The following is a 19,581-nucleotide window of genomic DNA, read 5'->3' as shown; positions in this document are numbered from 1 at the left end:
ACGCATTTGGAGTGAACGGTATGACAGAGGAACACGCGGAACACATCCTGAGTTACGGAAAACTGACCACCGTCTGGGTGGCGCTCCTGGTCCTGACCGCCGCCACCATTATGGTGACCCGGATCGAGCTGGGGGTCTGGAAGGTTTGGGCGGCGCTTGCCATCGCCAGCGTCAAGTCCGGTCTGGTCATCGCCTTCTTCATGCACATGAAGTACGAGCCGCGGCTGTTCAGGATCATCCTGTTCGTGGCGCTCTTCACCCTGGCGGGCTTCATCGGGGGAACCTTCTTCGACGTACTCTACCGTTAAAGGGGCGAACGTGGAAAATCAGCTATTGACGACGACGCAAGCAGTCGACCCGGTGTTCAAGTTCCTCTTCGGCGCCTGTACGGTGCTCCTTTTGGGGATCACCATCACCATGATCTTCTTCGTGGTGCGCTACCGGCGCTCCAAGAACCCCGAACCGACATCGCAGGTGGCGGGGAGTCCGCTGCTGGAGGTGGTCTGGACCCTGCTCCCGACCCTGCTGGTGATGGGCATGTTCTACTACGGCTGGACCAGCTACCTGTCGCTGCGCACCGTGCCCAAGAACGCCATGCAGGTGACCGCCGAGGCGCGCATGTGGTCGTGGACCTTCATCTACGACAACGGCAAGAGCAGCCCCAAGCTCTACGTCCCGGTCGGCAGGCCCGTGCAGGTGAACCTGGTGTCCAAGGACGTGGTACACGGCTTCTACGTCCCGGCATTCCGGGTTAAGCGCGACGTGGTGCCGGGGATGAAGAACCATGTCTGGTTCGTGGCGGCCACTCCCGGCAGCTATGATCTCTTCTGCTCGCAGTACTGCGGCACCGCGCACTCGTCGATGATCAGCACCGTGGAGGCGCTACCGCCCGAGCAGTTCGCGGCCTGGCTGGGGCAGAAGCCGGCGGGTGTGGGTGCTCAGGGACAGGAATTGTTGCAAAAATACGGTTGCCTGGGATGCCATTCTCTGGACGGGACACCCAAGGTGGGGCCGACCTTCAAGGGGCTCTACGACAGCCAGGTCAAGGTGACCCGGGGCGGCAAGCCCGAGACCGTGAAGGCGGACGAGAAGTACCTGCGTGAATCGATAGTCGACCCGGGTGCCGCAGTCGTGGAGGGGTTCCCGCCCATCATGCCCAAGAGCGAGATCCCGGAGGCGGAGTTAAAGGCGATAGTGGAATTCCTGGAAGGGGAAAAGTGATAGCAGCTGCAGTTTTGACCAGAAGCAAAGGGCTCTACCGCCTCTTCCGGCTTCCGCTTTCGCTGATGAACGCGACGGCGGCGCTGGGGGGCTACCTGCTGTGCCGGGCCCGGCCTGATTTGAAGGCGCTTTCACTCTTTGCGGGTGTGGCTTTGATGGCGTGTGCCGCCTCGGCGTTCAACCAGGTGCTGGAGCGCGACCTCGATGCCATCATGGAGCGCACCAACCGGCGTCCCATCGCCTCCGGTGAACTCGGGGTGCGGGGGGGATTGTCGATCGCCGTGGGCGCCCTCGCGACGGGGGCGCTGCTCCTCAACCTGATTGGTTTATCGCCGCTTTGTCTCGCCATCTTCACGCTTTGCTGGTACCTCCTTCTCTACACCCCGCTCAAGCGTCGCACGCCCCTCGCACTCCTGGTGGGCGCCGTCTGCGGCGCGCTTCCCCCTTTGATCGGCTGGAGCGCGGCCGGGGGCGCCCTCACCGATTTCAGGATCGTCCTTTTGTGCGGCATCCTGTACCTGTGGCAGGTGCCTCACTTCTGGATGCTGCAGAAAAAGCATGCAGAGGATTACCGGCGTGCCGGGGTGCCGCTTTTCGTGCCGGGGAGTTTCCGTGGGCCGGCGCCGTTTCTGGTGCTCTGGCTCGTGGCGATGATCGCGGCGACGCTGATGCTCCCGGTCTTCGGCCTGATCGCCGGTCAGCACGCGCCCCTGTGGTGCCTTGCGTTTTGCCTGCCGTTGTTGCTTTATCCATTCGAGCGGTGGGAAGGTGCGGCCTTCGCCGGAGTTAACATCTTTCCGGCGCTGCTCACCCTCGCGCTGTACGGTTCCCCGTGATGCTATTGACGGGCGTCCATATCCAGACCATACAGACTGCCCTTTTGTCTCCTGATCCGAACCTCCCTCTCCCCTCCGGAATCCGGACCTCCCTCTCCCTTTTGGGAGAGGGGACTTGAGAAGAAGCTGGAGCTGGACCTCCCTCTCGCCTCCGGAATCCAGACCTCCCTCTCCCTCTGGGAGAGGGTCGGGGTGAGGGTGTCGCAATAGGCAGAATTTCTCTGAGGGCTCGCCCTCACCCGGCCTGCGGCCACCCTCTCCCAAGGGGAGAGGGAACTTGAGAAGGATCTGGAGCTGGACCTCCCTCTCGTCTCCGGAATCCGAACCTCCCTCTCCCTTTGGGATCCAGACCTCCCTCTCCCTCTGGGAGAGGGTCGGGGTGAGGGCGTCGCAATAGGCAGAATTTCTTTGAGGGCATCGCCCTCACCCGGCCTGCGGCCACCCTCTCCCAAGGGGAGAGGGAACTTGAGAAGGATCTGGAGCTGGACCTCCCTTTCTCTCCGGGAGCCGGACCTCCCTCTCCCCCTGGGAGAGGGCCGGGGTGAGGGCGTTGCAATAGGCAGAATTTCTTTGAGGGCATCGCCCTCACCCGGCCTGCGGCCACCCTCTCCCAAAGGGAGAGGGGACTTGAGAAGGAACTGGAGCCGGACCTCCCCTTCTCTCCGGGAGCCGGACCTCCCTCTCCCTTTGGGAGAGGGCCGGGGTGAGGGCGTTGCAATAGGCAGAATTTCTCTGAGGGCATCGCCCTCACCCGGCCTGCGGCCGCCCTCTCCCAAGAGGAGAGGGAACTTGAAAAGCTATGTAGGAGGTGTTTGGAATGGGAGATCTGGAGAAGTGCGAGCAGCCGGCACGGCACAAGACGCACATGTGCAAGCTGAAGAAGGACGGCAGGATGGAAGAGTTCGACCGGCACGCCGCAAAGCCGATCGTCTATTGCAACAAGTGCAAGGTGCAGGCGGACGACCCGTTGGTGGTCTGCAACCCCAGAAGCCTCAAGGCCGCCCGCTAACTCCCCCGCCTAGAAAAATACCGTCGCCTTGGTGGCCACCAGGTACCAGTTCCGCTTGGAAGCCTCTGTGTATTCCGACATGTTCCAGGTCCCGTCGATCAGGTGTCCCTCCACCTTGAGCACCAGGTTGCGCACCGGGTCGAAGCGAAGCGTCAGGACCTTTTCCTTCTGCCAGGTCTGCCAGGGAGCCCCCACGCCCAGATCCTCGAAGGTCGATCCGTTGCGGTGATGCCGGTCAGCGTAGATCTCCGTGTAGTATCCCCCCAATTCGAACCAGTCCGTGAAACGGTAGGCGGCGCTCACGTACCAGCCGTCCGAAGCCTGCTTGGAGGTGAAGTTCTCCAGGGCCGGGTTCTGGTAATCGGCCGACACGGTGTAGTCGTCCAACTGGTACTCGGTGGCGAGCGTCAGGTCGTTCCAGATATACTCGATCCCCAAAATGTAGCGGTGCCAGGAATCGAACTTCCACTTGGCGGTGACCGGGGTGGTGGCGGAGGTGGCCGGATCGGTGTAGATGCCGGTGGCGGTGCCGTCGAAGGAGGTATGCAGCCCGCTGAAGGTCGCCCGCACCCCCACCGGAGTTCTCCATTCCAGGTGGTGCACGAAGGCGGTGTCGGAGTTGACATCGGTGGTGGTGAGAGGCGCGTCGACCGTGGAGATGTAGGCCGAGTAGTTCCTGGCGGAGGCGCCGTCCAGGGGGATCGGCGTGGTACCGATCTGGAACTGGTAGTTCACCGTGCCGGCCGAGCCGGCCGGGATCGAGCCGTAGACGCTCGCGCCGGTTATGGCGTTCACCGAGTCCCGCTCGTAGTCGTAGTACTCGTTCTGGGGGAGGAAGATGAAGGTGCGCGCTGCGTCGTTGTCGCGCGACTCGTTGTACAGCCCCAGGGGGATCTTTATCTTCCCCGCCCGGAAGCCGAGCCAGTCGGTGAGGCGGTAGTCGCCGAAGGCCCAGTCGAGGGTGATCTTGTCCTTGCCGTAGCTCCCCCGGTCCATGGCCAGCAGCTGCAGGCCGACGCGCAGGTCGGGGTTGACCTCCTTGACGAAGTTCACGGCGAAGTCATTGAAGTTGAAAGAACCCTCGCCGCTGTTGGAGACCGGGAAGTTGTTGTCGGGGGAGGTCTTTATGTACCCCTGCGAGGCAAAACCGTGGATCTCGACACCGGCCAACTCCACGGCGTGGGCCGGTCCGGCAAAGGCGAGCAGCATCATCGCAGTCAATGCTTTCTTCATATCCAAATCTCCCTACTTGATGGCAATGGTTTTAACGGCATCACCCGCCTGCCCGGCGGGGACGAATCCGATGGCATTGGGTGTCCTGGCGACGAAATCGATCATCTGCTGTCCGTCCGGAAACGCGGGAGGCATGGAAGCCTTCCCGGTGGTCACCATCCGGACCCAATGCTGGTCGAACTGGGAAGGGGTCTTGCCAAGTATTACCTGCAGGAATTCCTTGAGCGTCCGGTCATCTTCCAGTACCGCCATCTTGATGTGTTTGCGGTTGCCCCACTTCACCTTCTCGCCAAGAAAGATGCCCTGCAATTCCACGCGGGTGAGGGTGCTTTCCACGACGCTCTTGTTCGCGATGACGATGAAGCTGCCGGCGTGGGCGAAAGAGACACCCCACACCATGAGACACAACAAAAGCAGAAGCCTTGCCCCCGTGACGCGGAGCCGTTTGGGGTGGAACATGCAGCACCTCCCGAGGTTTCTATTCACATAAAAGTGTGTATTACTGTCATTGGCTGTTTTGACAGAATATCGGCTGGCAAGAGACATGGCTTTAACACAGATTAAAAAAAGAACGAAATTGACTGTGTGAAACTAACACAGGAAATTAATATTGCAATAGATAACAGTGATTGAATCACGACAGGTTATGAGAGAGGAATCAAAGGGAGGAAGTTCCCTCCCCCTGTTGGAAAGGGGGAGGGGAGGGAAAGCATACTCAGCCGATAACACCGAGTTCACGGCCGATGCGGGTGAAGGTCTTCAGGCCGGTTTCCAAATCATCCTGGGTGTGAGCTGCGCTGATCATCACGCGGATGCGTGCTTTGCCCTGCGGCACGGTGGGAAAGCCGATGGGCATGGCGAAGATGCCCGGTTCCGCGGCAAAGAGGCGGCGTGAGAATTCCTGCGCCACGGTCGCCTCTCCCAGCATCACCGGTGTGATGGGAGTGACGCTCACCCCGATGTCGAAGCCCGCCTGCCGCATCCCGTCCTTGAAGTAGCGCGTGTTGTCCCAGAGCTTGTGCACCAGCGCGGTGCTCTCCTCCAGGAGGTCCACCGCGGCGAGGCAAGCCGCGGTATCCGCAGCGGTCACCGCGCTGGAGAAGAGGAAGGGACGCGCCTTCTGGCGGATCCAGTCGATGACCACCTTTTTCCCCGCGATCACCCCGCCCATGACCCCGAAGGCCTTGGAGAGCGTGCCGATCTCCAGGTCGAACTTGCCGTTGAGGTGGAAATGATCCACGATGCCGCGCCCGCCGTTGCCGAGGACCCCCTCGCCGTGTGCGTCGTCCACCATGGTGATGATGCCGTGGCGTTCGCAGAGTTCGAAGAGCTGGTCCAGGGGCGCCACGTCCCCGTCCATGGAGAAGACCCCGTCGGTGATGAGGAGCGCCCGCCGGTACTGGCCGATGTTTTCCGTGATCACCCGTTCGCAGTCGGCGAGGTCGCAATGTTCGTAGACCAGGATCTTCGCGGAGGAGAGCCGGCAGCCGTCGATGATGCTGGCGTGGTTCAGGCGGTCGGTGAAGATGACGTCCCCCTTGCCGACCATGGGGGGGATGGCGGCCTGGTTGGCGCAGAAGCCGGACTGCACGTAGAGCGCGTCCTCCACCCCCTTGAACGCGGCCAGCCGCTGTTCCAGCGTGCGGTGCAGTTCCAGTGTCCCGGCGATGCTGCGCACCGCCGCAGGGCCGACACCCCATTGTTCCACCGCCTCCTGTGCCGCCTTTTTGAGGCGCGGATGGTTGGCGAGGCCCAGGTAGTTGTTGGTGCAGAAGTTGAGCACCTTTTTCCCGTCCACCACCATCCAGGGGCCGCAGGCCGAGCCGATGGTGCGTATAGTGGTCCTAAGCCCCTCTCCTTCCAGGGCGTTCATCTCTTCCGTTATCCAGGCGAATTTGTCTGCCATCGTATAACTCCTATAAACTGTAGGGGCGAATAATCAATCGCCCCCCCCACGTGCCTTCAGCACCTCTTATGCCACCGGCAACATTGTGTGCCCGAGCGGCTGGGCAAATATTTATTTGCCCCTACAGGTAAGCCCCCACGCTCGACGCTGTCATTATTCCTCGCCATCCTCCACCCAGTTGAGGATGACCTTCCCGGCGTTGCCGCTGCTCATCACCTCGAACGCCTCCTCGAATTGCGTGTAGTGCATCCGGTGCGTGATCACCGGGGTGAGGTCCAGGCCGATCTTGATGAGCGACTGCATCAGGTACCAGGTTTCGTACATCTCGCGGCCGTAGATCCCCTTGATGGTCAGCATGTTGAAGATCACCTGGTTCCAGTCGATGGCGAGATCCCCCGAGGGGATCCCCAGCATGGCGATCTTCCCCCCGTGGCACATGTTGGCGAGCATCTCCTTGAAGGCGTCCCCGTTGCCCGACATCTCCAGGCCGACGTCGAATCCCTCCTTCATCCCGAGCTCCCGGCGCACGTCGGCGAGCGTCCGCTCCTTCACGTTGAGCGCCACCGTCGCCCCCATCTTCCTGGCCAGGTCGAGGCGGTACTGGTTCATGTCCGTGGTGACGATGTAGCGTGCCCCGGCGTGCCGGGCGATGGCGGTCGCCATGATCCCGATCGGCCCCGCCCCCGTGATGAGCACGTCCTCCCCAAGCACAGGAAAGGCGAGGGTGGTGTGGGTCGCATTGCCGAAGGGGTCGAAGATGCTCAGGATCTCCATCGGGATGGAGGGATCCGCGTGCCAGACGTTGGTCACCGGGATGCAGATGTACTCCGCGAAGGCGCCGGTGCGGTTGACACCCACGCCGTTGGTATCCTTGCACAGGTGCCGCCTCCCGGCGAGGCAATTGCGGCACCTGCCGCAGACGATGTGCCCCTCGCCCGAGACGATGTCCCCGATGTTCAGGTCCGCGACATTGCTCCCCATCGCCACCACCCGCCCCACGAACTCGTGCCCGATCACCATCGGTACCGGGATGGTCTTCTGGGCCCAGGCGTTCCAGTCCCAGATATGCAGATCGGTGCCGCAGACCGCGGTCTTGTGCACCTTGATCAGGACGTCGTTGATGCCGACTTCCGGAACCGGTACCTCGTCCAGCCACAGTCCCGGCTTGGGATATTTCTTAACCAGTGCCCGCATGGTCTTTTGCATGATCAACTCCTACGATGTAGTGGCCGCTTCGGCTCGTTAATGTTACCAACAACACTGCCCTTGTAAATGGTTACTGGCAAAAGATGAATAGTAACTGGCAACAGGTGGCAACTCAGCACCGGTTGTGGATGAATACTCATTGATGTGTCTATATGAAATTATCACAACTGTAACCGGGATTTCTCACATCGATGACGTATTGGCTTTCAAAAATACTGTATTGATTATTAGCAAAAATTGGATGATATTGGGGCAATGTTTTTGCCGCGTATGTTCATGCGCCTAGATGTTGAATCGGTTTTACTCGTTATGGGTAGGAGGGTGCAATGAAACGGTCCTTTTCACTATACATGCTGGTTATCGCTATCTACTTCACCGCAGGGTGTGCAATGTCGCAGAAAGACCTGGTAAAGCAGACTTCGGCACCTGAGGTGATCAGGATCGGCGGTGGCGACGCTGCGCTTACTGAGGTCATCACTCCGGTGAAGGAGACTTTCGAGGAGGAAAACCCATCTCTGCGCCTGGTCGCAATACAGAGCAAACCCGGAACGGAACTGGCGGACCTTGACAGCGGCGCCCTCGATGCCGTCGTCTCTACCCTCGACCTGGAGGCCTTCCTCAAGCGGGCCGCGGAAAACGAAACGCCAATGGACGGAGAGGCTTTCCGGGAGGTTCCCGTCGGGACTAACGAGACCGTGGTGTTCCTCAACCACGGCGTAAAAATCAAGAAGCTGACCAAAAAGCAGTTGAAGGCCATCTTCGCGGGCAAGATTACCAACTGGAGGAAGTTCGGCGGCCCTAACCGGCGCATCGTCGTGGTCTGGTCCCCGGCCGCTGATGGGGAAAACGATGCCTTCGTCAGAAAGGTGATGGAGGGTGAGGAGGTCGTATCCACCTTTCTCCCGGTCGCGAACGTCGAGGAAATGCGGGCGAAAGTGCTGGAAACGCCCGGCGCCATCGGCATCGGTCCCAGCGTTCTCGTATCCCGCGGCGTGCGGGTCCCCGGGAGCCTGACGGTCGCTTCGTCGGTAGTGCTGATAACCAAGGGAGAGCCGTCGCCGAAGGTGCGGAAACTGCTCGACCTTATCAAGGACGTCGCCTTCCTGCGCTGAACCGTCCTCGCCGCTCTTCAACAAGGGGTTGATGTTCCGCAGCAAACCCGCTATCTTCGACTTTTTTACGGACACTCCTGTTGAAAGGATTTGAAGACAGTGACAAAGACGAAGGATGCTATCTACGCGGCCCCGCTGCAGGAAATGATCGATTTCAAGTTTGATGAACGTGTCGTCGCAGTCTTTCCCGACATGATCCAACGCTCGGTTCCGGGCTACGGCATGATCATCTCCAACATCGGCATCCTCGCCGGGAAATACGCGCAGCCCGGCAGCCACTGCTACGACCTCGGCTGTTCCCTCGGAGCGGCCACCCTCGCCATGCGCCAGCGGATCAACCAGCCGGACTGCGACATCATCGCCGTCGACAACTCCCCCGCCATGATCGAGCGGGGGCGTGAGCTCCTGGCGCGGGATAGCGGCCCTACCGTCCCGGTGACCATGGTCTGCGCCGATCTCCAGGATGTCGCCATCGGGAACGCCTCGGTGGTGGTCCTCAACTTCACGTTGCAGTTCATCCCCCCGGCGCAGCGTCTGGCACTGATTGAGCGGATCCACGCCGGGCTCAATCCCGGCGGCATCCTTATCCTCTCCGAGAAGATCGCCTTCGACGAGCCGGAAAGGCAGCAATTCCACGTCGAATTGCACCACGACTTCAAACGGGCCAACGGCTATAGCGACCTCGAGATCAGCCAGAAGCGCTCCGCGCTGGAGAACGTGATGATCCCGGAGACCCTCGCCTGCCACCACGAGCGGCTGAAAGCGGCGGGATTCTCCTCCTCTGAAGTCTGGTTCCAGTGCTTCAACTTCGCCTCCCTGGTCGCGACGAAATGAACTTCTACGATTCCCTCTATCCCCAACTCGCCACCATGGGGCAGGAGCTTTGGGCAGAGCAGCTGCGAGCGACCCTGCCGGAAAGGCTCCTCCTTGAAAGTCATGGCAAGCTGGCGGGGTGGCAGAACGCCCTGCAGTCGCTGCCGGACGTACGCCCGTCCCAGGTGGAGTTGCGCGACAATGTCACCATCGGCTCCAGCGCCGATCTCGGAAACTTCGACCGCGACCAGCTGGTTGCCCGGCTTCAGGCGTTCCACCCCTGGAGAAAAGGCCCCTACAACTTCTTCGGCATAGAGATCGACACAGAGTGGCGCTCAGACTGGAAGTGGGAGCGCGTCGTGCCGCACATCGAGCCCCTGGCCGGGCGCAAAGTGCTCGATGTCGGCTGCGGCAACGGCTACCACGGCTGGCGCATGCGCGGCGCGGGCGCAGACTTCGTGCTCGGCATCGAACCTTTTTTGCTTTCGGTGCAGCAGTTCCTGGTGATGCAGCGCTACCTTCGCGATCCGCGCCATCATGTCATCCCCATCGGAATCGAGGATGTGCCGGCCAATCTCGCCTGCTTCGACAGTGTCTTTTCCATGGGGGTCCTCTACCACCGTCGCTCCCCCCTCGATCATCTTCTCGAACTCAAGGGATGCCTGCGTCCCGGCGGCGAACTGATTCTTGAGACGCTGATTGTCGAGGGCGATCAGGAGACGGTCTTCATGCCGCAGGGACGTTACGCCAAGATGCGCAATGTCTGGTTCCTCCCCTCCATCGCCGCGATGACCCTGTGGTTACAGCGCTGCGGGTTCACGCAGATAACCTGCGTGGATACCAACCGCACCAGCCGTGACGAGCAGCGCTCGACGGAGTGGATGAAGTTTGAGTCGCTGGCGGATTTTCTTGATCCCGATGACGCGGAGAGGACCATTGAGGGGCACCCGGCACCTTTACGGGCGATCTTCACGGCGAAGAGGCCGTAAGGGGAGAGCGGCAGGAAGCTTTTGTCGAGTGTACTGAGGTGCACGTGAAAGCTGGTCGTACATAATTTAAGGCAGGTCGGAAATAATTGAAGGCAAGCGGCACCTAACGAACGTCTGGTCGTTGTTGAGCGGCGGCAACCTGCATGGAAATCACTACGGGTCATGCGGAAGAAGCAGCAGATCGTGTTTAAAATAAAGCAGACCGTGTTTAAAATAAATGACACCCTGTTTAAAATAAACAGGGTCGTAGTTAATTTAAACAGGGTCGTGTTCAAAATAAACGTGACCGTAATTAATTTAAACTGGTCACTTCATTAAATGAGACGACCACCGCACCGATTTAAACGAGGGAGTTTTGAAATAAGCGGGGTGCACATGTAATGGCGGAGGCTGCTGCGATTAAAAATGAGGGTTGAGTTAAATGAAAAATGGTCCTCACGATCTTGACAACAGGCTGCCCCCGGGTACGCGCCGTCACGTTTTAATTTAAGCAGACCTCTTTCAATTTAAAACACATCGTACATTAGAAAAACATGGTCTACTTTAAATTAAATGCACCCATGTAGTTGAAAAACAGACCTTGTTTCTTGCAAAGCCCCCTCGTGAAGACAGGGGGGAAGCTTGAGGCCTCTTTTGAAGCGGGGGTAGCCAGAAAAACCCCGACGAAAAACTCCCACATGGCAAGGACCTTCCCGTCGGGGGCAGTTTCCACGTAAAACTACCTGCGGTAGCCATACGGGCCGCGGCCATAGCGCCCGCCGTAGTCGTCGTAATAGCCGCCGTGGTGCCCGCGGTAATAATCATCCACCGGCACGACAACGCAGGCCGACAGCAGTGACGGTAACACCACTAGTGCGATCAGATACCGGATTTTCTTTTTCATCTCTATTCTCCTTTTAACCAGGACACGTTGCCATCGTCTTCAGACTAGAAGAAAATTGAGGATGAAATGTGGAGCAAAGAAGAAAAGAAAGAGCTTGTTGCGGTTCAGCTCTGCAGATTCGCCATCGGCAAGCCAGACCTGGACCTGCTATGATGGGGGCACCACGTCGCAGAAAAAGGAGGACGTCATGAGCGATAAGGAAAGCTGTCCAAAACCGAAACAACATCCGGCGCATATGTGCCAGTTGAAGCATGAAGGGAGGATCGAGGAGATCGACAAGCATTCCGCCCAGCCGAAATTCGTCTGCAACCGGTGCCGCGCCAAAGCCGATTCTGAAGATTACCTCTGCAATCCGCGGCCGCTGTAGGCCACCGCTATTTACCTATCAGACGGACACCGTTCCGACACCGGCGGCCGTTTTTTTTGATGAAGATATAGCTCACCCGTCCGCCATAGCGATTAGTGCAAATTAATTACTTGTTCTGCTGGAATCTCCAATCATTTCAAGTAAATTTTATCTGCCTGCTTGGCAAAGCGTTGGCTGCAACTGCAGTTCGACCAATGTCTGAAGCCGGCTGTTCTATGATCCCACCCGCTTGCTCCAGTCAGTGACTTACCGGCTGACAAGCTGAAAGGGAAAAATGTGATAAGGAGGTAACATGAGAAGAGAAAGAGAGTTGAGGGGGGCTTTACTGCTGGCGGCTTTGGTGTCGGTGGGGGCCATGTCGGGCTGCGCGCATTACGAGGTCAACAACGGGCGTGGCAACATCCCCGGCTACTACATCGTCGCCGACGTGCAGGAGGCGGACAAAGCGGTGGAGGCCGCGCGTGCAGAGGGGAAGGATAAGCTCTGTCCGGCCGAGTTTGCGCAGGCCGAAGCCGCCAAGAACAACGCCTATGATGTCTTGAGGGCCTGCCATACCGAGGAGGCGATCGCGCTCGCCAAGGATGCCACCGCCAAGGCCAAGGCTCTTTGCCCGGCCAAGGCACCCGAACCGCCCAAGCCCGCGCCCAAGCCGGTTGAGCCGCCGCCTCCCGTTCCCCCTACCGACCAGCTGACGATAACTCCGGCCTCGGTCATGAAAGGGGAGCAGGTAACCCTTAACTGGAACTCCAGCAATGCGACCGACTGCGTCATCGAACCGGGGATTGGACCGGTGCAGCCTGCCGGCTCCATGGTAATCACCCCGCAGGACAGCGCCAACTACACCCTGACCTGCAACGGTGCAGGGGGAAGCGCGAAGAGCGTGGCGAAAGTCGACGTGTCGGTCCCGGCTCCCAAGCCCGTGCCGGTCGTGGTGGTCCCGCCGCCCGAGCCGGCCAAGCTGTGCAAGCCGGCCGTTATCAACGTGAAGTTCGACACCAACAAATCCGACATCAAGGCTGAGTACCATGACGAGCTGAAGGCGCTGGCGGACTTCCTGAAAGAGTTCCCCAACGCCAAGGGGACCATCGAAGGTCACACCGACAGCGTCGGCGACAAGGCCGCCAACATGAAGCTCTCGCAGCGTCGCGCCGACAGCGTGCGCAACTACCTGGTCAAGAACTTCGGCATCGCCCCGGACCGCATCAAGGCGGTAGGGTACGGGCCGACCAAGCCGGTGGCGCCCAACAAGACCGCGGCAGGCAAGCAGCAGAACCGTCGCATCGAGTCCAATTTCAGCTGCGATTAGCATTCCGCACGCAATAGCACAACCAGAAAAGGCGCCCCTGCCATGCAGCGGGCGCCTTTTCGTCTTAGAATCCCCTTTGACATACACCTTATATGTTGTATATCATCCGGATGACCGGGAAACAGCTTAAAAAGCTACTACTGGAATCGGGATGGCGGCTGGATCGCATCTCCGGCAGCCACCACATCATGATCAGGGATGGCCGCCGCTCCATTCCGGTCCCTGTCCATGGCAGTGTGGACCTGCCGAAAGGGCTGGTGCATGCAATACTCAAACAAGCGGAAATAAAGGAATAGAAATGCTTTCGTACGCTGCGCGCATAAAAAAGGAAGCGGACGGTTATGTGGTTACCTTCCCCGATTTCGAAAATGTGATGACCTATGGTCTGACCATGGAGGAAGCCCTCCTCAACGCCGAGGAAGCGCTGAACGGTTGCCTGGAGTCGGATTTCGAGCGGAATTTCAAAATACCGGAGCCTTGTCATATAACCGGGAAGAACGTGCACCAGATCCCGGTGGCGCCGCACGTCGCCGTCGCAATCATGCTCCGGACGCTGCGCGCCGAGCGCTCCCAGATGGAAATCGCAAAGCAGTTGAACATCGCCTACCAGGTTTACCAGCGCTTGGAGAACCCCCGCAAGGCCAACCCCACCATCAAAACATTGGAGAAGATAGCCAAGGTCTTTGGCAGACGTGTAGAGCTCGGTTTCATTTAAGCCCCTAATTTCCCCCATTTCCCGACCAGTTCGGCCACCACCGTTTCGAGTCCTGCCACCACCCGGCTTAGCCTCTGGTAATCGATTCTGTCGGGGGTGTCGGAAGGTTGGTGATAGTGGGGGTAGCGGAAGGGTGCGGTGTCGGTGACCATGATGCCGGGGTAGCCGGCCTGCCAGAAGGACCATTGATCGGACCAGCCGATGCCGGGGAGGGATTCCGGGGCCGCCACCCCCTCGGAAGGGAACCGGGCGCTCTTTCGGAAGGTCCCGATGGCCCGCCGCACGAGGTCCCGCGACTTCACGTTCCCCACGAAGGCGATGAAATTACCGGTATCGGGATAGAACCGGTCCAGCGGTGCCGGGTACTGCTGGCTCCGCGGCTGGTCCGAGTAGCACCCCATGGTCTCCAGGGACAGCATGGCCACGATATTCTCGCCGCGCTCCCTGCAGCGGCGTGCGTAGAACATGCTCCCCATGGTGCTGCCCTGAAAGTGCGGCGGCTCCTCGTTGGTGAAGGCGACGAAGCGCAGGGTCCGTTCCGGCCGTTTGGCGCAGAAGCGTCGCGCCAGTTCCAAAAGCGCCGCCACTCCGGTGGCGTTGTCGTTAGCGCCCGGCGTGCCGGGGGCGGAATCGTAGTGGGCGCCGATGATGACGATCTCCTCGGGAACCCGGCTTCCCGGCAGCACCCCTTCGAGGTTCAGCACCGTTCTCCCCTCCACCAGCTCGCTCTGCTCGCTCACCTTGACCCCGCACTCCCTGAGCCGGTCACCGACGTATTGCGCCGCGTCCTGGAGGGCGTGGTAGTTGGAGAGGTTCCGTTCCCCGATCTGTCCGGCCAGCATCAGGACGTGCTCGCGCAGTCGTTCGCTGATCCTTTGCTCCTCCGGGGTGAGGGGGGGGAGCGGTCCCTTGTGGGATTTGCCGGGCATCCTCACCATGGAAACACCTACGGTGCCAAGGAGGAAAAGTGTCAGCACGGCGCAGGCAGCTATCCACGCTATTGCTGTCTTGCAGTTCATAGAGCGTTTCCTTGTCGGCAGCTCAAACCAGCGAAAAGGATAATGTGATGACCCGGGATGTCAAATATCGGGAAACTACCGCAGCCAGGGGCGACAACTGCAGGAAAAGTTCTGGTACTATTTGAAAGCCGGCTGCTTCAGCCAGAATGGCAGGAGTGTTGTCACAGAAAATGTGGAGGATGACATGGATCTCAAAAAGACTCATAGCGTCGTACTGAACGAAGGGGACCCGGAACAGAAACGCGCCGAGATACTGGATTACTTCAAAGCGACGTTCACGATAGACGAACTGCTCTATGACACGCTGAAGGACGATGGCGCCTTCTACCTGAGGGCGGACCGGCTTCGTCATCCGCTTATCTTCTACTTCGGGCACACCGCCTCGTTCTTCGTCAACAAGCTGATAATCGCCCGGGTCATCGAAAAGCGTATCGACCCGCGCCTGGAGGCGATGTTCGCCGTGGGCGTGGACGAGATGTCCTGGGACGACCTGAACGAGGCCCACTACGACTGGCCCACCCGCGGGGAGGTCAAGGCCTACCGGGACCAGGTGCTCGAGCTGGTTACCGGCCTGATCGAGACCCTGCCGCTCACCCTTCCCATCACCTGGGAGAGCCCCTTCTGGGCCATCATTATGGGAATCGAGCACGAGCGGATCCACCTGGAAACCTCATCCGTGCTGATCCGCCAGCTCCCCATCGACCGGGTACGCCGTCACGAGTTCTGGGAGGTCTGCCGCGATGCGGGGGTGGCCCCGGAGAACGAGCTGGTTCCCGTTGCCGGGGGGCAGGTGGTGCTGGGCAAGGAAGAGGGGCATCCCCTCTACGGGTGGGACAACGAGTACGGCCACCACGAGGCGCAGTTGCAGCCGTTCGCCGCGTCGAAGTACCTGGTCTCCAACCGTGAATTCCTCTCCTTCGTGGAGGCGGGGGGGTACCGGGAGGAGCGCTGGTGGAGCGAGGAGGGGTGGAGCTGGCGCAACTTCAAAGATGCCGGTCACCCGCTGTTCTGGGTCGAGCGCCCACACGGCTGGGGGCTGCGCACCATGGTCGAGGTGATCGATCTCCCGTGGAACTGGCCGGTGGAGGTGAATCAACTCGAAGCGAAGGCGTTTTGCAATTGGCTGGCGGACCGGACAGGAAAACGGATCCGCCTTCCCAGCGAGGACGAGTGGTACCGGATGCACGACCTGGCCGGTGTCCGTGACCCGCAGGAGTGGCGCGAGGCTCCCGGCAACATCAACCTCGCCTACTGGGCTTCGTCCTGCCCGGTAGACCGTTTCCGGTTCGGGCAGCTCTTCGATGTCATCGGCAACGTCTGGCAGTGGACCGAAACCCCGATCTACGCCTTCCACGGGTTCCGCATCCATCCCTGGTACGACGACTTCTCGACGCCGACCTTCGACACGCGCCACAACCTGATCAAGGGGGGCTCCTGGATCTCGACGGGTAACGAGGCGACCCGCGAGTCGCGCTACGCCTTCCGGCGCCACTTCTTCCAGCACGCGGGCTTCCGCTACGTTGAGAGCGACAACCCGGTGCAACTGCACGAGGACCCGTACGAAACAGACGCGTTGGCGGCGCAGTACTGCGATGCCCATTACGGACCGGAGCATTTCGGGGTCCCCAACTTCGCCAAGGCTTGCGCGGACATATGTTTGGAGGTAACATCCGGGCGCGCCAGGGGACATGCCCTCGATCTTGGCTGCGCCCTGGGACGGGGGAGTTTCGAGCTGGCGCGGGGCTTCGACAGGGTGACGGGAATCGACTTCTCCAGCAGGTTCTTCCGGCTGGCGGCTCGGATGCAGGAGGAAGGATACCTGCGCTACGCCCTTCCCGAAGAGGGGGAGATCGTCTCCTACCATGAGCTGAGCCTGGAGGAGCTGGGGCTTGCCGCCCTGCGGGACCGGGTGCAGTTCTACCAGGGGGACGCCTGCAACCTGCCGGACAAGTTCGCCGGCTACGACCTGGTGCTCGCCGCCAACATCCTGGACCGGCTTTACTCGCCGCGCCGCTTCCTTACGTCCATCCGCGGCCGGATCAACCCGGGCGGGCTTCTGGTGCTGGTTTCCCCCTATACCTGGGTCGAGGAGTACACCAAGAAAGAGGAGTGGCTGGGAGGGTATCGGGAGGCGGGCGAGCCGGTCTGGACACTGGACGCTTTGAAGGCCGAGCTGTCGCCGCATTTCCGTATGCTGGGCGAGCCGCGCGACGTCCCGTTCGTGATACGGGAGACGCGTCGCAAGTTCCAGCACGGCATTTCCGAACTGACCGTATGGGAGCTTACATGACGCAAAAGAAGTCCGGTTTCGACGAGATCATCGACCGGCGCGGGACCGCGAGCGAAAAGTGGGACAAGTACCGCGACCGCGACATCATACCTTTGTGGGTGGCCGACATGGATTTCCGCTCGCCCCCCGCCATCATACAGGCGCTGCACGAGCGGGTGGAGCACGGGGTATTTGGCTACACGGCGCCGCCGGAGGGGCTGGCGCAGGCGGTAATCGACTCGCTGGAGGCGGAATTCGGCTGGCAGATCCGCAAGGAGTGGATCACCTGGCTGCCGGGGCTCGTAACCGGGCTCAACGTGAGCTGCCGCGCGGTGGGGAAGGCGGGCGACGACGTCATCACCTTCACCCCGGTCTACCCGCCCTTCATGTCAGCCCCCCCTCTCTCCGGCCGCAACGCGATCAACGTGCCGCTTGTCTGTGCGGCCGGCCGGTGGGGTGTGGACCTGGACGCGCTGGAGGCAGCGGTGACTCCGAGGACGAGACAGCTCCTCTTGTGCAGCCCGCACAACCCGGTAGGGAGGGTCTGGACGCATGAGGAGCTGACGGCGCTGGGGGAGTTCGCGGCGCGGCATGACCTGGTGATCTGCAGTGACGAGATCCACGCGGGGCTGGTCCTGGAGCCGGGCGTGCGGCACATCCCGATCGCGTCCCTCTCCCCGGAATACAGCCGGCGCACCATCACGCTGATGGCGCCCAGCAAGACTTATAATGTGCCGGGGCTTGGCTGCTCGTTCGCCGTCATTTCCGACGACGCGCTGCGCCGTGCCTTCAGGAAAGCGATGGGGCGCATCGTGCCGCACGTCAATCTCTTGGGGTACACCGCCGCCGAGGCGGCATACAGACATGGCGAGGAATGGCGCCAGGAACTTCTGGAGTACCTGCGTGGCAACCGGGACTTGGTGGAACGGGAATTGACGGCACTCGGGCTTTACGTGGCGCGGGTCGAAGCAACTTACCTTTCCTGGATCGATGTGCGTGCGACCGGGATCGCCGACCCGGTCCGCTTCTTCGAGGATGCCGGGGTAGGCCTTTCAGGTGGGAGCGATTTCGGTCTTCACGGCTACGTGAGGCTCAACTTCGGCTGCCGCCGGGAACTGTTGAAGGAGGCGCTCAGGCGCATGAAGGTGGCAGTGGAGGGGTTGTCCGGGAAGTGACGCTCCAGTTGTTCCCTCTCCACCGCAAAAGCCCTCACCCCGACCCTCTCCCGGGGGAGAGGGGGGAGTGGGCCGACGCTTCATGCCTGGAAGAGCTTCTTACCCGGGTCCATGCTGCGTCATCCCCTTCTCGCAAGTGGAAGCAACGAAGCCTACCCGAAGATCCTGTTCTCCTGTTCCTGCACCCTGATGAAGGTGGTGCGCTTGGTCAACTCCTTGAGCGCCGCCGCGCCCACGTAGGTGCACGCGGAACGGACGCCCCCGAGTATATCGCGCACCGTCTCGTCAATCGGGCCGCGGTAAGGGACTTCCACCGTTTTTCCCTCCGAGGCCCGGTAATGCGCCACGCCTCCGGAGTGCTTGTCCATGGCCGTCGTCGAACTCATACCGTAGAAGAGCTTGAACTGCCGCCCGCCGCGTTCCACGATTTGACCGCCGCTCTCGTCGTGGCCGGCGAGCATCCCCCCCAGCATGACGAAGTCGGCGCCGCCGCCGAAGGCCTTGGCGACGTCACCCGGGCAGGTGCAGCCACCGTCGGAAACGATCCTTCCACCTAGCCCGTGCGCGGCGTCGGCGCACTCGATCACCGCGGAGAGCTGCGGATAGCCGACCCCGGCCTTGACGCGTGTGGTGCAGACCGAGCCGGGGCCGATCCCTACCTTGACGATATCCGCGCCGGAAAGGAGCAACTCCTCGACCATCTCACCCGTGACCACGTTTCCCGCGACGATGGTCTTGTCCGGGAAGGTGTCCCTCACCTTCTGCACGAATTCGACGAAGCTCTCAGCGTAGCCGTTGGCGACGTCGATGCAGATGAATTGCAGTTTGGGATGGTTGGCGATGATGGCGGAGAATTTCTCGTAGTCGCTGTCGGAGGTGCCGGTGCTGACCATGATGCGGTTGTAGATGTCGTCGCCCTGGTTGTGGTTGGTGAGCCAGGCGTCCCACTCCGCCACGCTGTAGTGCTTGTGCAGCGCGGTCAGCATGCCGTGCTCGGCCAGCCGGTCCGCCACCTCGAAGGTGCCGGTGGTGTCCATGTTGGCGGCGATCACCGGGATGCCGCTCCAATCGTACTTGCTGTGCAGGAACCTGAAGTGCCGCTGCAGGTCGACCTGGGCCCTGCTCTTCAGGTTGGATCTCTTGGGGCGGATCAATACGTCGCTGAATCCCAGTTTGATGTCGCTTTCCAGGAACATGTCATGTCCTCCATTGGGGGGCTCCCTTTTCCGGGAAGGGCGGAGCAGGTGCCAATCTTTTTGGGTAAATGTAGGGGCGAATAATCATTCGCCCCAGTGGCAGCCCAGTCCAGGTAGCCATTGACGCTGGTTGGGCGCCGGCGGCTGGGCGAATATTCATTCGCCCCTACAGGCGTGGTGATAGTTTCTGTCTCCGGCTTGCCATCTGTGCACTATCTGCCATCCACTGAGACAGCCTGTAAGAGAGTACCCGAAAACGCTTTGTCCACAAGGCGCATGTGATTTCGCGCGCTTGGTTGAGTTTGACCAGGCGCTGTGTTAGAGTG

Annotated in this window: 20 protein-coding genes; 13 read left to right on the top strand and 7 right to left on the bottom strand. The window is 60.6% G+C overall.

All coding sequences use genetic code 11. The features are described 5' to 3' along the window. Positions 1–20: 20 nt before the first annotated feature. The 4 genes from KP001_RS16495 (at position 21) to KP001_RS16480 (ending at position 3,066) form a co-directional block, all read left to right on the top strand. Positions 21–308, top strand: a complete 288-nt coding sequence (locus KP001_RS16495; RefSeq protein ID WP_217286669.1) for a cytochrome C oxidase subunit IV family protein — start codon at positions 21–23, stop codon at positions 306–308. A 10-nt stretch (positions 309–318) separates the two neighbouring features. Beyond that, entirely contained in the window at positions 319–1,221 is a 903-nt protein-coding gene (gene coxB / locus KP001_RS16490) for a cytochrome c oxidase subunit II (protein WP_217286668.1), read from the top strand. Positions 1,222–1,286: 65 nt separating this feature from the next. Then, entirely contained in the window at positions 1,287–2,057 is a 771-nt protein-coding gene (locus KP001_RS16485; protein ID WP_217289635.1) for a protoheme IX farnesyltransferase, read from the top strand. A gap of 817 nt (positions 2,058–2,874) precedes the next feature. Continuing rightward, a complete protein-coding gene (locus KP001_RS16480) occupies positions 2,875–3,066 on the top strand; it encodes a hypothetical protein (protein WP_217286667.1) in 192 nt (63 codons plus the stop codon). Between the two features lie 9 nt (positions 3,067–3,075). Here KP001_RS16480 and KP001_RS22245 read toward each other — a convergent pair whose 3' ends face one another. From KP001_RS22245 to tdh, 4 genes are all read right to left on the bottom strand, one after another. Next, a complete protein-coding gene (locus KP001_RS22245) occupies positions 3,076–4,299 on the bottom strand; it encodes a putative porin (RefSeq protein ID WP_217286666.1) in 1,224 nt (407 codons plus the stop codon). A gap of 12 nt (positions 4,300–4,311) precedes the next feature. Beyond that, complete coding sequence (locus tag KP001_RS16470) at positions 4,312–4,758, bottom strand: type 2 periplasmic-binding domain-containing protein (RefSeq protein WP_217286665.1); 447 nt, start codon at positions 4,756–4,758, stop codon at positions 4,312–4,314. 256 nt (positions 4,759–5,014) lie between these two features. Next, positions 5,015–6,205, bottom strand: coding sequence for a glycine C-acetyltransferase (locus KP001_RS16465; protein WP_217286664.1), 1,191 nt, complete (start codon positions 6,203–6,205; stop codon positions 5,015–5,017). 153 nt (positions 6,206–6,358) lie between these two features. After that, a complete protein-coding gene (gene tdh, locus KP001_RS16460; RefSeq protein ID WP_217286663.1) occupies positions 6,359–7,411 on the bottom strand; it encodes an L-threonine 3-dehydrogenase in 1,053 nt (350 codons plus the stop codon). Positions 7,412–7,737: 326 nt separating this feature from the next. On the opposite strand from tdh, the gene KP001_RS16455 reads away from it, so the two are divergent. From KP001_RS16455 to cmoB, 3 genes are all read left to right on the top strand, one after another. Continuing rightward, positions 7,738–8,523, top strand: coding sequence for a substrate-binding domain-containing protein (locus tag KP001_RS16455; RefSeq protein WP_217286662.1), 786 nt, complete (start codon positions 7,738–7,740; stop codon positions 8,521–8,523). Between the two features lie 99 nt (positions 8,524–8,622). Continuing rightward, entirely contained in the window at positions 8,623–9,357 is a 735-nt protein-coding gene (gene cmoA / locus KP001_RS16450) for a carboxy-S-adenosyl-L-methionine synthase CmoA (RefSeq protein ID WP_217286661.1), read from the top strand. Next, positions 9,354–10,325: a tRNA 5-methoxyuridine(34)/uridine 5-oxyacetic acid(34) synthase CmoB gene (cmoB, locus tag KP001_RS16445; protein ID WP_217286660.1), complete on the top strand. Its 972-nt coding sequence runs from the start codon at positions 9,354–9,356 to the stop codon at positions 10,323–10,325. The genes cmoA and cmoB overlap by 4 nt, the downstream gene beginning before the upstream one ends. A gap of 718 nt (positions 10,326–11,043) precedes the next feature. Here cmoB and KP001_RS16440 read toward each other — a convergent pair. Then, positions 11,044–11,208 (bottom strand): hypothetical protein, encoded by a 165-nt coding sequence (locus KP001_RS16440; protein ID WP_217286659.1) that lies wholly within the window; start codon positions 11,206–11,208, stop codon positions 11,044–11,046. 187 nt (positions 11,209–11,395) lie between these two features. Between KP001_RS16440 and KP001_RS16435 the strand changes: the two genes are divergently transcribed. From KP001_RS16435 to KP001_RS16420, 4 genes are all read left to right on the top strand, one after another. Continuing rightward, positions 11,396–11,575 carry a hypothetical protein gene (locus KP001_RS16435; RefSeq protein ID WP_217286658.1) on the top strand — a complete coding sequence of 60 codons (180 nt, stop codon included), beginning with the start codon at positions 11,396–11,398 and terminating at the stop codon, positions 11,573–11,575. 292 nt (positions 11,576–11,867) lie between these two features. Continuing rightward, on the top strand, positions 11,868–12,881 hold the full coding sequence (locus tag KP001_RS16430) for an OmpA family protein (protein WP_217286657.1): 1,014 nt from the start codon (positions 11,868–11,870) through the stop codon (positions 12,879–12,881). Positions 12,882–12,973: 92 nt separating this feature from the next. Beyond that, positions 12,974–13,177: a type II toxin-antitoxin system HicA family toxin gene (locus KP001_RS16425; RefSeq protein ID WP_224959144.1), complete on the top strand. Its 204-nt coding sequence runs from the start codon at positions 12,974–12,976 to the stop codon at positions 13,175–13,177. Between the two features lie 2 nt (positions 13,178–13,179). Beyond that, complete coding sequence (locus tag KP001_RS16420) at positions 13,180–13,596, top strand: type II toxin-antitoxin system HicB family antitoxin (protein ID WP_217286656.1); 417 nt, start codon at positions 13,180–13,182, stop codon at positions 13,594–13,596. On the opposite strand, the gene KP001_RS16415 is transcribed toward KP001_RS16420, so the two are convergent. Beyond that, positions 13,593–14,615, bottom strand: a complete 1,023-nt coding sequence (locus KP001_RS16415; RefSeq protein WP_217286655.1) for a M28 family peptidase — start codon at positions 14,613–14,615, stop codon at positions 13,593–13,595. The genes KP001_RS16420 and KP001_RS16415 overlap by 4 nt on opposite strands. 184 nt (positions 14,616–14,799) lie before the next feature. Here KP001_RS16415 and ovoA point away from each other — a divergent pair, with 184 nt between their 5' ends. Further along, complete coding sequence (gene ovoA / locus KP001_RS16410) at positions 14,800–16,905, top strand: 5-histidylcysteine sulfoxide synthase (RefSeq protein WP_217286654.1); 2,106 nt, start codon at positions 14,800–14,802, stop codon at positions 16,903–16,905. Next, positions 16,902–18,059 (top strand): MalY/PatB family protein, encoded by a 1,158-nt coding sequence (locus KP001_RS16405; RefSeq protein WP_217286653.1) that lies wholly within the window; start codon positions 16,902–16,904, stop codon positions 18,057–18,059. The genes ovoA and KP001_RS16405 overlap by 4 nt, the downstream gene beginning before the upstream one ends. A gap of 152 nt (positions 18,060–18,211) precedes the next feature. On the opposite strand, the gene KP001_RS16400 is transcribed toward KP001_RS16405, so the two are convergent. Then, complete coding sequence (locus tag KP001_RS16400; protein ID WP_217286652.1) at positions 18,212–19,255, bottom strand: GMP reductase; 1,044 nt, start codon at positions 19,253–19,255, stop codon at positions 18,212–18,214. Positions 19,256–19,581 lie beyond the last annotated feature (326 nt).

Origin of the sequence: Geomonas subterranea, from assembly GCF_019063845.1 — a bacterium.
GTDB lineage: Bacteria > Desulfobacterota > Desulfuromonadia > Geobacterales > Geobacteraceae > Geomonas > Geomonas subterranea.
Note: the sequence above shows the minus strand (reverse complement) of the source record. Positions and strands in the feature narration are given on the sequence as shown.